Annotated in this window: 10 protein-coding genes; 6 read left to right on the top strand and 4 right to left on the bottom strand. The window is 69.4% G+C overall.

Features of this window, described 5'->3' with window-relative positions; genetic code table 11:
- The first annotated feature begins 98 nt into the window (after nt 1-98).
- Together IJH84_RS15715 and IJH84_RS15710 are read left to right on the top strand one after the other, a co-directional pair.
- A complete protein-coding gene (locus IJH84_RS15715) occupies nt 99-1,418 on the top strand; it encodes a hemolysin family protein (RefSeq protein WP_295145742.1) in 1,320 nt (439 codons plus the stop codon).
- Nucleotides 1,419-1,592: 174 nt separating this feature from the next.
- Nucleotides 1,593-2,741 (top strand): serine hydrolase, encoded by a 1,149-nt coding sequence (locus IJH84_RS15710; protein WP_295145740.1) that lies wholly within the window; start codon nt 1,593-1,595, stop codon nt 2,739-2,741.
- 15 nt (nt 2,742-2,756) lie between these two features.
- Here IJH84_RS15710 and IJH84_RS15705 read toward each other — a convergent pair whose 3' ends face one another.
- Nucleotides 2,757-3,686 (bottom strand): proline dehydrogenase family protein, encoded by a 930-nt coding sequence (locus IJH84_RS15705; RefSeq protein ID WP_295145738.1) that lies wholly within the window; start codon nt 3,684-3,686, stop codon nt 2,757-2,759.
- 31 nt (nt 3,687-3,717) lie between these two features.
- Nucleotides 3,718-5,346, bottom strand: coding sequence for an L-glutamate gamma-semialdehyde dehydrogenase (pruA, locus tag IJH84_RS15700; protein WP_295145735.1), 1,629 nt, complete (start codon nt 5,344-5,346; stop codon nt 3,718-3,720).
- Between the two features lie 146 nt (nt 5,347-5,492).
- On the opposite strand from pruA, the gene IJH84_RS15695 reads away from it, so the two are divergent.
- Nucleotides 5,493-7,127 carry a CdaR family transcriptional regulator gene (locus tag IJH84_RS15695; protein WP_295145734.1) on the top strand — a complete coding sequence of 545 codons (1,635 nt, stop codon included), beginning with the start codon at nt 5,493-5,495 and terminating at the stop codon, nt 7,125-7,127.
- 299 nt (nt 7,128-7,426) lie between these two features.
- Here IJH84_RS15695 and coaA read toward each other — a convergent pair whose 3' ends face one another.
- On the bottom strand, nt 7,427-8,353 hold the full coding sequence (gene coaA, locus IJH84_RS15690; RefSeq protein ID WP_295145733.1) for a type I pantothenate kinase: 927 nt from the start codon (nt 8,351-8,353) through the stop codon (nt 7,427-7,429).
- A 489-nt stretch (nt 8,354-8,842) separates the two neighbouring features.
- Nucleotides 8,843-10,297 carry an amino acid permease gene (locus IJH84_RS15685; RefSeq protein WP_295145731.1) on the bottom strand — a complete coding sequence of 485 codons (1,455 nt, stop codon included), beginning with the start codon at nt 10,295-10,297 and terminating at the stop codon, nt 8,843-8,845.
- Nucleotides 10,298-10,612: 315 nt separating this feature from the next.
- Between IJH84_RS15685 and IJH84_RS15680 the strand changes: the two genes are divergently transcribed.
- From IJH84_RS15680 to IJH84_RS15670, 3 genes are all read left to right on the top strand, one after another.
- On the top strand, nt 10,613-11,065 hold the full coding sequence (locus tag IJH84_RS15680; protein ID WP_200069858.1) for a universal stress protein: 453 nt from the start codon (nt 10,613-10,615) through the stop codon (nt 11,063-11,065).
- The gene (locus tag IJH84_RS15675; RefSeq protein WP_367269031.1) at nt 11,046-12,053 is read left to right on the top strand and encodes an adenylate/guanylate cyclase domain-containing protein; all 1,008 of its coding nucleotides are present in this window, start codon (nt 11,046-11,048) and stop codon (nt 12,051-12,053) included. The genes IJH84_RS15680 and IJH84_RS15675 overlap by 20 nt, the downstream gene beginning before the upstream one ends.
- 323 nt (nt 12,054-12,376) lie before the next feature.
- On the top strand, nt 12,377-13,855 hold the full coding sequence (locus IJH84_RS15670; RefSeq protein ID WP_295145728.1) for a heme peroxidase family protein: 1,479 nt from the start codon (nt 12,377-12,379) through the stop codon (nt 13,853-13,855).
- Nucleotides 13,856-13,864: the final 9 nt, after the last annotated feature.

Below are 13,864 nucleotides of genomic sequence, written 5' to 3'. Positions count from 1 at the left end.
GGTGCTGGCTGGTGTGATCGCCCCGATGATTCTCCTCGCGGCGGCGGTGGACGCGCCGCCCGCTGGTGGTCCGGGGATTCGGCGGTCACGATTGCGGGATGGATGGCGTCGCGGCGAACCTGGCGTTGGTTCTGCTGTTCGTCCTGCTCGGCGGCTTCTTCGCCGCTGCGGAGATCGCGCTGGTCTCGCTCCGGGACGCCCAGGTCCACCGGCTCGCCGAAGCCGGACGGCGCGGTAGGGGCGTGGCACGGCTGAAAGCCGATCCGAACCGGTTCCTGTCCGCCGTGCAGATCGGCGTCACCTTCACCGGGTTCTTCGCCTCCAGCTATGGCGGGGCGACGATCGCCGTGCGGCTGGAACCCGCGCTGTCCGGTTGGGGACTGCCCGCGGGGCTGTCGGCCACGGTGTCGTTGATCGCGGTGACGGTGTTCGTCTCGTACCTCTCGCTCGTGTTCGGCGAGTTGGCGCCGAAGCGGCTCGCGTTGCAGAAGCCCGAGGCGGTGTCGCTCGCGGCGGCCGGAGTGCTCGACGCGGTGGCGACAGCTTGCCGTCCGGTCATCTGGTTGCTGTCGAAGTCGACGAACGCCGTGGTGCGGCTGATGGGGCTGAGCCCGCGGGAGGCGGAAGGCTCGGTGAGCGAGCAGGAGCTGCGCGACATGGTCCGCGCCAGCGATCAGCTCACCGTGGAGGAGCGCCGGCTGATCATCGACGCGTTCGAGGCAGGTGATCGGGTGCTCAGCGAAGTCATGGTTCCCCGCACCGAGGTGCACTTCCTGGACGCCGCGATGTCACCGCGGGAGGCGGCCGAAGAGGTCGCGGGAAAACCGCACTCGCGCTACCCGGTGATGCGGGAAGCATCGCCCGACGACGTGGTCGGGTTCGTGCACATCCGCGATCTGTACACCGCGACCCGCGGCCGCCGCGGCGCGAGCACGGTCGGCGGGCTGGCACGCCCGATCGCCGTCATGCCGGGAACCAAGCCGGTGCTGGCCGCGCTGACCCGGATGCGCGGCCGCGACGGCAGCCACTTGGCCGTCGTCGCCGACGAGTACGGCGGCACCGATGGCATCGTCAGCGTCGAAGATCTCGGCGAGGAGATCGTCGGGGAGATCTGGGACGAGTACGACCCCGGTGGGCGCGCGGCGACCACGTCCGCTGCCGGTGTCTTCGAGCTCGACGGGATGCTGCACCGCAACGACGTTGAGGACAAGACCGGTGTCGTGCTGCCGGAGGGGCCGTACGACACGTTGGCCGGATTCGTCCTCGGGCGGTTCGGCCGCATTCCCGCCGCCGGTGAATCCGTGCGCGCATTGGGGCACGAGTTCACCGTTCTGGCCATGGAAGGCTTGCGGATTTCCCGGGTGCGCGTGGACGTCAGCGCGGAGGGGACCGAACGGGCTGATTCCGAACCGGGCTGAGCCGGGCCCACTCGCCGCGCCTGGTGCGCCGACCGGCCAAATCGCGGAAACGATCTGCGTCGTCCTGGCCGGCGGTGGGGCGGCCGGACGCATGGCAGGCGGGCGTGCAGCGAACAGCAAGATCGTCTGCGGCGGGGTCGCGCGAGTAGCCTCCTCCTTGATCGAGGAGGGCGGATGGCGAAGCGAACGTGGAGTCTCGTCGCCACGGCCCTGGTGCTGCTGTGCGCACCGGGGCAGGTGGCGGCGGCGCCCGCCGAGCCGCAGGTGCAGGACGCGCTGGACCGCATGGTCGAGCAAGGTGTGCCGGGTGTGCTGTACCGGCACTCCGAGCCGGGTTCGGAAACCGTGTTGCGCAGCGGTGTCGCCGACCTGCGGACCGGTGCGCCGGTGCCGCAGCGGGGGCGGTGGCGGGTCGCCAGCCTCACCAAGAGCGTCACGGCGACGATCGTGCTGCAACTGGTGCACGAAAACCGCCTCGGTCTCGACCAGCCGCTGGCCGAAGTGCTGCCGGACGTGGTTCCGGGGGACGAGCGGATCACCGTGCGGAACCTGCTGCAGCACACCAGTGGGCTCTTCGATTACGCGCAGGCGCCGGAGTTCCGATTTCCCGATGATTACGTGCACCGGCCCTTCGCACCTCGCCAGCTCGTGGACCTGGCCGTCGCGCACGGGCCGGTCGCCGAACCCGGGCAGCAGTGGAGTTACAGCAACACCAACTACATCGTGCTCGACATGATCGTCGAGGAGCTCACCGGCGAGCCGTTGAGCGCGGTGTTCCAACATCGCGTCCTCGGTCCAGCCGGGATGCGGCAGAGCTACCTGCCGGTGCACTACCCGCTGATCAACGGGCCGCACGCGACCGGTCACCACGTGCTGCCCGAGCAGACCGGCGATCCGACGAGGTACCCGTTGACCGAGCTCGATCCGTCGTTCGCGTGGGCGTCGTACGGGATGGTCTCCAGTGCAGCGGACATGAACCGCTTCTACCGCACGCTGTTCCGCGGCGAGCTGCTGCCGCGTCCGCTGGTCGACGAGATGCTGCGGGCCGTGCCCGGTGGCGACCCGGTCTTTCCCGACTACGGACTCGGTCTGGAGAACATCGAGCTGACCTGCGGTGTCACGTTGTGGGGCCACACCGGCTCGATCCCCGGCTACAGCAGTTATGCGTTCTCCACGGCCGACGGCAGGCAACAGGTGTCGATGTCGCTGAACGTCTTCATGCTGGGCGAACGGGCGGTCCCGATCATCTACGACGCCGCCGACGCGATCAACCAGGCCGTCTGCCACCAGCCCTACCCGCAGCCGCCCGTACCTGCGGCGTGAGCGCGCCGGTACCGCTCAGCCCCTCCCGAGCAGCGATCGGGCGAAGAAGGCGATGTTCGCGGGGCGCTCGGCCAGCCGGCGCATGAAATACCCGTACCACTCGTCGCCGTAGGCGAGGTAGACCCGCAGCCGCTTGCCCTCCGCGGCGAGTCGTTCCTGCTCGGCCGGGCGGATCCCGTACAGCATCTGGAACTCGAAGCTTTCCGGTGACCGCCCGGCCCGTTGCGCCAGGTCGTCGGCGATCGCCACCATCCGCGGGTCGTGCGTGGCGACCATCGGGTAGCCCTCGCCGTTCATCAGCGTCTTCAAGCACCGCACGTAAGAACGGTCCACTTCGGACTTGTCCGGGAAGGCAACGGACTCCGGCTCGGCGTAGGCGCCCTTGCACAGCCGCACTCGTGAGCCCGCCGACGCCAGGTCCCGGCAGTCCTGCTCGGTGCGGCGCAGGTACGCCTGCAGCACCGCTCCCGCCGATGGGAAGTCCACCCGCAGATCCCGCAAGATGTCCAAAGTGGAATCCGTGGTGGTGTGGTCCTCCATGTCCAAGGTGACCGTGGTGCCCACCGCCGCGGCCGCCTCGCAGATCCGCTGCGCGTTCGCCAGCGCGATCTTCGCCCCGTCACCGGGCAGGAACTGGCCCACCGCGGACAGCTTCACCGAAACTTCGGCTCGATCGGCGAGCCCGGCCGAGCCGAGCGAGTCCAGCACCGTCCGGTACGCCGCCACCGTCGCGGCCGCCTTGTCCGCGTCGGTGGTGTCCTCCCCGAGGTGGTCCAGGGTGACGTGCAGGCCATGATCGGCCAGCGCGCGCGTGGTGCGGACCGCGTCCTGGGCGGTCGTTCCGGCGATGTAGCGGTCGACGACGGGGCGGGTGAGCGGGTTGGCCTCGACCAGGTGGCGGACGCGGGGCTCCCGCGCCGCCGCCAGCAATGCCGTGCGCAGCATCGGATCTCCTCTAGTGCGGCGGGAAGCGGGGTCAGCCCATGTGCGGGTAGGTGTGCCGGGTCGGTGCCACGAACGTCTCCTTGATCGCCCGCGGGCTGGTCCAGCGCTGGATGTTGAACAGCGAACCCGCCTTGTCGTTGGTGCCGGACGCGCGGCTGCCGCCGAAGGGCTGCCGGGACACGATCGAGCCGGTGGGCTTGTCGTTGACGTAGAAGTTCCCGGCGGCATGGCGCAGCTTGCGGTGCGCCTCGTCGATCGCCGAGCGGTCGGTGGCGAAGACCGCGCCGGTCAGCGCGTACGGGCTGGAGCCGTCCACCACGTCCAGGATCTCCGAGTAGCGGGCGTCGTCGTAGACGTGCACCGCGATGATCGGTCCGAAGTACTCGGTGGTGAACGCCTCGTCCGCCGGGTCGGTGCCGACCAGCACGGTCGGCTCCACGAAGTAGCCGGTCGAGTCGTCGTAGCCGCCGCCTGCCAGCACCTCGAGCGAGGCGGTGTTCGCCGCCCGGTCCAGCGCGGCGCGGTGCTTGGCGAACGCGCGCGCGTCGATCACCGCCCCACCGAAGTGCGAGAAGTCGGTGACGTCGCCGAAGCTGATCTGCCGCGCCAGGTCGGCTAGCTCCTCGCGCAGCCCGGATTCCCAGATCGACCGCGGCACGTAGGCGCGGGACGCCGCCGAGCACTTCTGGCCCTGGTACTCGAACGCGCCGCGGGCGAACGCCGTGGCCAGCGGCTCCCGCTCGGCCGAAGGGTGCACGACGATGAAGTCCTTGCCGCCGGTCTCGCCGACGATGCGCGGGTAGCTGCGGTAGCCGTCGAGGTTGTCGCCGACGGTCCGCCACAGCTTCTTGAACGTCGCGGTGGAGCCGGTGAAGTGCAGCCCGGCGAAGTCCTCGTCGGCCAGCGCCACCTCGCTGACCGCCTCGCCGCGCCCGGTGACCAGGTTGATCACGCCTGGGGGCAGCCCGGCCGCCTCCAGCATCCGCATGGTGAAGTGCGCGGCGAACTGCTGCGACGGCGTCGGCTTCCACACCACCGTGTTGCCCATCAACGCCGGAGCGGTCGGCAGGTTCCCGGCGATCGCGGTGAAGTTGAACGGCGTGATCGCGGTGACGAACCCGTCCAGCGGCCGGTATTCCATCCGGTTCCACTCGCCGGGCACCGAGTTCGGCTGCTCGGCCAGGATCCGGTTGCCGTAGTGCACGTTGAACCGCAGGAAGTCGATGAACTCGCAGGCCGCGTCGATCTCGGCCTGCTGCACCGACTTGGACTGCCCGAGGATGGTGGCGCCGTTGATGGTGTCCCGCCACGGACCGGACAGCAGATCCGCGGCGCGCAGCAGCACGGCGGCGCGCTCGTCGAACGGCGTTGCGGCCCATTCCGGAGCGGCTCGCTTCGCGGCCCGGACCGCGTCGGCGACGTCCGCGCGGGTGGCCTCTGCGGAAGTGCCCAGGACGTGGGCGTGCTTGTGCGGCTGCACCACGTCGAACGGCGTTCCACCCGCCATGCGCTGCTCGCCCGCGATGGTGCTGGTGAGTTCGGCGCGCTCGGACTCCAACTCGGCGATCCGCTTCTGCAGCGAGTCCCGCTCGGCCGAACCGGGGGCGTAGGACTTCACCGGCTCGTTGACCGGTGCCGGGACGGTGGTGATGGCGTCCATGGCGATGTCGCCTCCTCGCGCGTAGTGCGTTGTTGGCGGGGTTCCCCGGCCTTTCGGAGGAAGAACCGGGTTATTCGAAGACTAGGAGCGTGGAAGCGCCGCGCGGCTGTACGATCAGCCATCATTGAGGGGAGCGTGTTGTTCGGTTGGACAAGACCATTCCGCTGCCCGGGGCTCCGCTGCGGCAACTGCTCGTGGCGGTCGGTGAGCCCCTGGTCGACCTGCTCGCCGCGCCGCGCGGCTTCGACCAGCACGTGTGCGATGTCGTGATCATCGACCCGGACGAGGACGCCGAGACCCATCCCGGCGACCTCGTGCTGGTGATCGGCGCGCGCGGGCGGTCCGCGGTGCGGCAGGTGCGCTCCGCGGCACGGGACGGGGCGGCCGCGGTGGCCGTGAAGGTGCACACCGATCAGGACTCGCGAGCGCTGCGCGACACCGCCCTCGACGCCGGTGTCGCGGTGCTCGGCGTGCGGCCCGAGGTGCGGTGGGAGCAGCTGGAGTCGCTGGCTCGCTCGGTCGTGGACAACGCGCGGCTGACGGTGGAGGCCGACGCCGGCGAAACCCTCGGCGACCTGTTCTCGCTGGCCCAGACCGTGGCGGCGATGACCGACGGGATCGTCAGCATCGAGGACACCGCCAGCCGGGTGCTGGCCTACTCCCGCTCCGACGACGACGTCGACGAACTGCGCAGGCTGTCGGTGCTGGGGCGGCGCGGGCCGGAATCGTACCTGGCGATGCTGCGCGAGTGGAGCGTCTACGAGCGGTTGCGTTCCGGCGAGGAGATCGTGCACGTCGGCGAACGTCCCGAGCTGGGCATTCGGCGCCGGATGGCGATCGGCATCCACGCCGGTTCGCAGCCGCTGGGCACGATCTGGGTGCAGGAAGGCGCGAAACCGCTCGAGGAACGTTCGCAGCGCGCGCTGCTCGGCGCGGCCAGGGTCGCCGCGGTGCACCTGATCCGGCAGCGGGCGGAGGCCAGCGCGGCGCCGAAGCTGCGGGAGAACCTGCTGGCCGGGCTGCTGGACGGCAAGGTCGACGCCGCCTCCGTGGCGGGCAACATCGGCGCCGATGCGGACCGCCCAGCGGTGGTCGTCGTGTTCACCCTGCGCGGGCGCGCCGGGGTTTCGGACCGGTCCGAGCTGGAACTGGAGCGCACCGAGATGACCAGCCTCATCTCCGTGCACGCGGCCGCTTATCGGCGCAGCGCGCTGGTCACCAACCTCGGTTCGCGGGTGTACGCGCTGCTGCCCGACCTGCCCGGGACCGCGCTTTCCGGCGTGCTCGGGATGACCAGGGAGATCGTCGCGGCCGCGGGACAGCACCTGCGCGCCGGGGTGCAGGCCGGTGTGGGGGCGGCGGTGCCGACGCTGGAGGACGTATCGCGCTCGCGGGCCGAAGCGGACCGCGTCCTGGACGCGATGGCGCACGACGTGGACAACCGGATAGCGACGATCGCGGACGTGCGGGCGCGGGTGGTGCTCAGCGAGCTGCTCACCGTTCTCGGCGGCAACGAGCGCTTCCGCGACCCCAGGATCGACGCGCTGTGCGCGCACGACGCGGAGCACACCGGTGCGCTGGCCAGATCGTTGCTGAGCTACTTGGAGTCCTTCGGCGACGTGCGTTCGGCCAGTGCCGCGCTGCACGTGCACCCGAACACCTTGCGCTACCGCATCCGGCGGGCCGGCGAGATCAGCGGGATCGATCTGTCCGATCCTGCTGAGCGGCTCGCTGCGCACCTGCACCTGCTGCTGCACCGGCGCAACGAGCGGAACCGATGAGCGGCCCGCGTCGAGACCACCCGATCAAGTGATGCGAACCGCTGTTCGATGCGGGCACTCTGGAATGCATGGATCTCCAGCGCAGCACAACCCGGCTCGGCGAACGTCCCGGCCCCCGCCGTTCATCTCCCGGCCCTTCACCCCGCTGCCGTTCGCGCCATCACCGCCAGGTCGCCGATCGACGGTGCACGCGGCACCGCTCGGGCATCGATCAGCCGCGAAACGGGTCGCCGCCGGTGCGGTGGACGGATCTGGTCGGACGCGAGCCGCCGGGGCGGCGATCGCGGCCGCCCGCATGCTCAGAGTTTGCGCAGCCGCACCCGGTTGATGGCGTGGTCAGCGTCCTTGCGCAGCACCAACGTCGCACGCGGCCGGGTGGGCAGGATGTTGTCCACCAGGTTCGGCCGGTTGATGGTGTGCCACAGGTGCCGCGCCTCGACCCGGGCGTCCTCATCGGACAGTCCGGCGAAGTGGTGGAAGTGCGAATCGGGGTCGGCGAAGGAGGTGCCGCGCAGCGCCAGGAACCGGTCGGTGTACCAGCGCTCGATGTGCTCGGTGTGCGCGTCCACGTAGATCGAGAAGTCGAACAGGTCGGAGACCGCCAGGCTCGGCCCCGGCTGCAGCACGTTCAGCCCCTCCAGGATGAGGATGTCCGGCTGCCGCACCACCTGTTCCTGATCGGGCAGGATGTCGTAGGCACGGTGCGAGTACACCGGCGCGGACACCGCCTCGGCCCCGGATTTGACCTCGGTGACGAACCGCAGCAGAGCGCGCCGGTCGTAGCTTTCCGGGAACCCCTTGCGGTGCATGATGCCGCGCCGCACCAGCTCCGCCTTCGGGTGCAGGAAGCCGTCGGTGGTCACCAGGTCGACCTGCGGGTGGGCCGGCCAGCGGGCCAGCAGCGCGCGCAGGATCCGCGCGGTGGTGGATTTGCCGACCGCGACGCTGCCCGCGACGCCGATCACGAACGGCACCTTCGGCGCGGCTTCGCCGAGGAAGGTCGTGGTGCTGGTGTGCAGCCGCTGCCGGGCCGCCACCTGCAGGTTGATCAGCCGCGACAGCGGCAGGTAGACGTCGGCGACCTCCTCGAGGTCCACCGGTTCTCCGAGGCCGCGCAGCGCCTCGAGCTCCGCGTGCGAGAGCGGCAGCGGCATCGAGTTGCGCAGTTCCCGCCACTGCTGCCGGTGCAATTCGACGTACGGGCTCAGTTCGCGGGCTCGCGTCACAGCGCACACCCCTCAACGTTGAGGATCGGCTCCGGTGCGGCGCGCGCAGCCGATCCCGCACCGGCGCCGCCTGATCGACGACGAGGTCACCCTAGAACCGGGTCGCCGGAAGACGCTGTGACGCAAGGCACCGTTGAACGGGCGGATCGGGTGATTGTGAACTCATCGCGGAACGGCGGTTCCGATACGTCGTCATCGCTGGAGAAAGCCCACTTCTGCAGGGGGAGCGACCGATCGTCCAGAGCGAGCGCGTCGTCATCAGGGGAAGAACGCGTCGTTCCCCGGACGCAGCACGGCCGCGCGGTCGGGTACGTCCCGGGATTGCTCAGCGCGTGCACTTCGCACCGCCGACACTGCACGGCCGGCAAGGCCTCGACGGCCCGTCCGTCGTTCGGCGGCATTGCGGCCGGGCTATGCCGGTGCGCGCAGGCCATTTCGCTGCGAGGGCCCCACCTGGCGAGGCAGGGCACCCCGCGCAGCGACGGTGGCTCAGGACTCCTCGTGCTGACGCCCGCGGTGCAGCAGCGAGTGCCGGTATCCGTACGCGGCGTAGACGATCAAGCCGAGCACGAACCAGGCGCCGAAGCGCAACCAGGTCAGCGGTTCCAGGAACGTCACCAGCCACAGCGAGAACACGATGCCGATCACCGGCACGATCGGCATCCCCGGCGTGCGGAAGCCGCGCGGCAGGTCGGGCCGCCGGTAGCGCAGCACGATCACCGCCGCGCACACCACGACGAACGCCAGCAGGATGCCGATGTTGGTCAGCTCCGCGGCCTCCTCGATCGGCAGCAGGCCGGCGATCGCGGCGGCGGCGATGCCGATCAGCCAGGTGAACCTGGACGGCACCTTGCGCACCGGATGCGTGCGGGAGAACCAGCGCGGCAGCAACCCGTCCCGGCTCATCGCGAACCCGACTCGGGTCGCGCCGAGCATGAAGGTGAACAGCACGGTGAGGATGCCCAGGATCGCGCCGACCGCGATGATCGCGCCCACCACCGGCAGCCCGACGTCGGCGAAGGCGGTCGCGAACGCGCTCTCCGAGCTGATCTGCTGGTACGGGATCATCCCGGTGAGCACCAGGCAGCACAGCACGTACAGCACCATCGAGATGATCAGCGAGTACAGGATGGCCTTCGGCATGTGCTTCTGGGATTCCTTGGACTCTTCGGCCGCGGTGCTCAGCGCGTCGTAACCGAACACCGCGAAGAACACGGTCGCCGCCCCGGTTACCGCGCCGCTGATCCCGAACGGGAAGAACGGCGTGTAGTTGCCCGCTTTGATGTGGAACGCGCCCACGATCAGCACCAGCAGCACGATCGCGACCTTCAGGTAGACCAGGGCGCTCTCGAACCGGGCGGCATTGCGCATGCCCTGGTTCAGCACGAACGCGATGAGCAGGCACAGCACCACCGCGAACAGGTTGATCTTGTAACTGCCGGGTGGCGCGTCGGTTCCCTCGGTGCCCGGTGCGCCCAGCATCCACATCGGCAGGTCGAGGTGCAGGAAGCCGAGCAGCTCGTTGAAGTAACCGGAGATCCCGATCGCGACCACCGACACGATCGCGGTGTACTCCAGCAGCAGGTCCCAGCCGATCAGCCAGCCGACCACCTCGCCGAGCACCGCGTAACCGTAGGTGTAGGCCGAACCCGCTTTCGGGATCATGCCGGCGAATTCCGCGTAGGAGAACGCCGCTGCGGCACTTGCGATGCCCGCGATCAGGAACGAGACGAGCACTGCCGGTCCCGCCTTGCCGTGCGCTACCGCCCCGGCCAGCGAGAAGATCCCCGCGCCGATGATGCCGCCGACCCCGATCGCGGTGAGCTGCCAGAGCCCCAGGGTTCGTTGCAGCCCGGTGCCGGACTCCTCGTTGTCCTCGGCGATCGAGTCGATCGGCTTGCGCCGCAGTACTCCGCTGCCCGGGCTGAGCCCTGGTACCGCCATGGCATCCTCCTGGTGAGGGTCCGTCGATTCCGGCGAAAAATACGCGCTCCGGGAAAGCCCGGTGGTTGTCGGGGCCAACGAGGTTTGCCGGTGTTCGTTGTGCACTCCTACGATGATCAAGAACAGGTCGCGGCCGCGACGCCGTTCGATCTCGCCTTGCGTGCGGAACTCGGCATCGGCCGTGATGACCGGCCGAGACTCCAGTCCGCGTCCGGGTGGGAGAGAGTGCGATGTTCGCGTGACGGGGCGGCTTCGCGCTCGTTAGTGTTCACGTCCGCGCGAGGTGCGTGTCACGCGATGGAGGGTGATCACCAGATGTCCAGTTACCGCAGCGTCGTCGTCGGCACCGACGGCTCGCCGCCTTCGTTGCGGGCGGTGCGCCGTGCCGCCGAGGTCGCGCGTGACTCCGCTGCCAAGTTGGTCGTCGTGTGCGCCTACTACCCGAGCAGCGAGCGCGAGGTGGAGCAGGCTCAGGACGAGCTCGGCGACGAGGCGTTCCAGGTGGTCGGTTCCGCGCCTGCCGAGCAGACGCTGCTGGAGGCCGCCGATGAGGCGCGGCAGGCGGGTGCGTCCGACGTGGACACCGTCGCGGTGGTGGGCGCTCCGGTGAACTCGCTGATCGAGACCGCCAACAGCTCGTCGGCGGATCTGCTGATCGTCGGCAGCAGGGGGCTGAACACGCTCAAAGGCCGGTTGCTCGGCTCGGTGCCCGCGGACGTGTGCCGTCGGGCGGATTGCGATGTGCTCGTTGTCCGAACCTCGCGATGACCCTGCGGCCTCCGGGCCGGACGCGGAACGCTCGATGGGCAGCGAGGCGCTGATCGGCGAGGCCCTGCTGGGCGGGCACCCGAAGTACCGCAAGGCCGACGTGGCCGAGGCGGCTGGTGTGGACCTCGCACGGGCGGAACGGCTCTGGCAGGCGATGGGCTTCGCGCACGTCGACGACGACGCGGTCGTGTTCACCGACGCCGACGTGCAGGCATTGCAGATGCTCGTGCAGCTGGTCTCCGCCGAGGTGATCACCTCCGAGGTGGAGACCGCGGTCGCCAGGACGTTGGCGCAGACCATGTCGCGACTGGCCGAATGGCAGGTCGGAATCTTCAAAGCGGTGCTCGGCGACCGCTTCGCCGAAGACCTGGACATCACCGCGCAATTCGCGGAGGCGATCACGCCGGTGATGGACCACCTGCAGGGCTACGTCTGGCGGCGGCACCTGGCCGCGACCGCCGCCCGCGAGCTCAGCGAGGGCGACCCGGGGGTGGACGAGCGGGTGCAGGTGATCGGCTTTGCCGACCTGGTCGGCTACACCCGCCTGATCCGGGACTTCAGCGAGGTCGAGCTGGCGGGGCTGATCAACGACTTCGAGGAGCTGGCGACCGGTGTGGTCGCCGAGAACCACGGCCGGATCGTGAAGACGGTCGGCGACGAAGTCCTGTTCGTCACCGACACGTCGGCGGAAGCGGCCGAGATCGCGCTGACGCTGAACGAGAAGATCACCGGGGAAGGCAGGCTGCCACCGCTGCGCATCGGACTGGCACGCGGCACCGTGCTGGCGCGGTTCGGTGACGTGTACGGATCCACGGTGAACATCGCCAGCAGGTTGACCTCCGTCGCACGTCCCGCCTCGGTGCTGGTGGATCGCGAGCTCGCGGCTGCGCTGCGGGAGAACCCGGCCTTTTCCCTCACGTCCATCGGCCCTACGAAAGTGCAGGGTTTCCGCGGTCTGCGCGCGTGGGCGCTGCGCAGAACTCGCTGACCGCACCGAAAAAGCCCGACTTTGCTCTGTTCGAGTGAAGCCGTAGGTAACTGCTTGCTGCTGCGAACGCGGTGCCTCTAGCTTCAGCCGCGGCGGGATCGACGGTCTCGCCGATCCCGCTCAGGGATCCAGGGGAGCAGCGGACATCTGGGGAGAAGTCGTCCGCGAACGATCGGCATCGATTCTTCGATCGCGCCGAGGCTCGGCTCAGTCCGGACCGGTCACCTACCGGTGTGCCGCGCGATCGGTGTCGCCGAATGCGCACGAGTGCCCGGGGTCCGATTTTCGGCACCAGCACGCATTCACAACAGGGGGTTCGAGCAATGGCATCGCACGGTCAGCAGAATCGTGGGCAATACGTGCAGCCGGGCAGCGAAGCGGCCGGTGGCCGGTTCGGCCGGATGTTCCCCACGGTTGCGCCGCGGGAAGCAACCGGGCTGGCGAAAGCCGAGGAATTCGGCCTGCCCGGTGGCAAGGTCGACGGCGGGGAAACCACCGAGGAACAGCTCAGCACCGTGCTCGACTCGGGATTCACCTACTTCGGCCAGTTCGTCGATCACAACGTCACCTTCGACCCGACCAGCATGCTCGGGCAGGAGGTCGATCCGAAGGCACTGCGCAACTTCCGGCCACCGCGGCTGGACCTGGACAACGTCTACGGCGGCGGGCCGGTCGTCAATGAGTACCTGTACGACCCGGAATCCAAGGGCACCAAGCTGGCACTCGATCCCGGCGGACACGACTTCGCGCGCACCGGCAACGACATCGCGTTGATCGGCGATCCGCGCAACGACGAGAACCTGCTGATCGCGCAATTCCACCTCGCGGTCATCAAGTTCCACAACAGGGTCGTCGATGACCTGCGGTCCGGTCAGATCACCGACGTCCTCGGGGCCGGTTTCCCGGCGCAGCCCGCGGACCCGCCGGATGACGTGGAAGGCGCCAAGCTGGACGATCTGCTCGCGCTCGAGGACTACTACGGTGATCTCCTGCGCAAGGCCCAGCAGGTGACCCGCTGGCACTACCAGTGGATTCTGCACCGGCAATTCCTGCCGCAGATCGTCGGGACCGACCTCATCGAGGACATCACCGAGAACGGCCTGCGCTTCTACGACCCCGGCGAGCAGCCGTTCATCCCGGTGGAGTTCGCGGTGGCCGGATACCGCTTCGGGCACTCCACCATTCGCTCGCGCTACCAGGTCAACGCGGAGTTCGCGGCCGACCTCTTCCCGCTCGACCCGGAGGCCGACGAGCAACCGCGCAGTGATCTGCGCGGCGGCCCGGTGCGCCCGGAGCACGCGGTGGACTGGCGGTACTTCTTCCAGATCGACCCGGAGATCGAGGCGGCGAAGGCGAAGCGGCTGGAGGCCAAGCTCAACCGCCGGCTGCTGGACCTGCCGGTGCGGGCGGTGCCCGGTGCCCGCGAGGGCGCCCTGCCCTCGCAGCTCGGTTCGCTGGTGGTGCGCAACCTGCTGCGCAGCGAAGCTCAGGAGTTGCCGTCGGGCCAGGACATCGCACGCAAGATCGGCGAGATCCCGCTGACCGACGAGGAACTGGACAGCGAGGGCCCGATCTACCTCTGGTACTACCTGCTCAAGGAGGCGGAGGTGCTGCACGGGGGCCGCCAGCTCGGTCCCGTGGGCGGACGCATCGTGGCCGAGACGCTGATCGGCATCCTGCAAGCCGACCCGGCGTCGTACCTGTCGGTGTTCCCGCGCTGGGAACCCAACATCGGCGGAGCGGGCAGCGAGTTCGGCATCGCCGACTTCCTGACCTACGCGGGTGTCGTGCCGAAGCGTTGACTCCCGTGG

It is taken from the genome of Saccharopolyspora sp. (genome assembly GCF_017434145.1).
Lineage (GTDB): Bacteria > Actinomycetota > Actinomycetes > Mycobacteriales > Pseudonocardiaceae > Saccharopolyspora_C > Saccharopolyspora_C galaxeae.
This window is presented reverse-complemented; position numbering and strand designations above follow the sequence as displayed.

Excerpts from the sequence above, each read along its gene's own strand:
- IJH84_RS15715 (WP_295145742.1), top strand. The coding sequence starts at position 99 with ATGGATGGCGTCGCGGCGAACCTGGCGTTGGTTCTGCTGTTCGTCCTG.
- IJH84_RS15710 (WP_295145740.1), top strand. The coding sequence starts at position 1,593 with ATGGCGAAGCGAACGTGGAGTCTCGTCGCCACGGCCCTGGTGCTGCTG.
- IJH84_RS15705 (WP_295145738.1), bottom strand. The coding sequence starts at position 3,686 with ATGCTGCGCACGGCATTGCTGGCGGCGGCGCGGGAGCCCCGCGTCCGC.
- pruA (WP_295145735.1), bottom strand. The coding sequence starts at position 5,346 with ATGGACGCCATCACCACCGTCCCGGCACCGGTCAACGAGCCGGTGAAG.
- IJH84_RS15685 (WP_295145731.1), bottom strand. The coding sequence starts at position 10,297 with ATGGCGGTACCAGGGCTCAGCCCGGGCAGCGGAGTACTGCGGCGCAAG.
- IJH84_RS15680 (WP_200069858.1), top strand. The coding sequence starts at position 10,613 with ATGTCCAGTTACCGCAGCGTCGTCGTCGGCACCGACGGCTCGCCGCCT.
- IJH84_RS15670 (WP_295145728.1), top strand. The coding sequence starts at position 12,377 with ATGGCATCGCACGGTCAGCAGAATCGTGGGCAATACGTGCAGCCGGGC.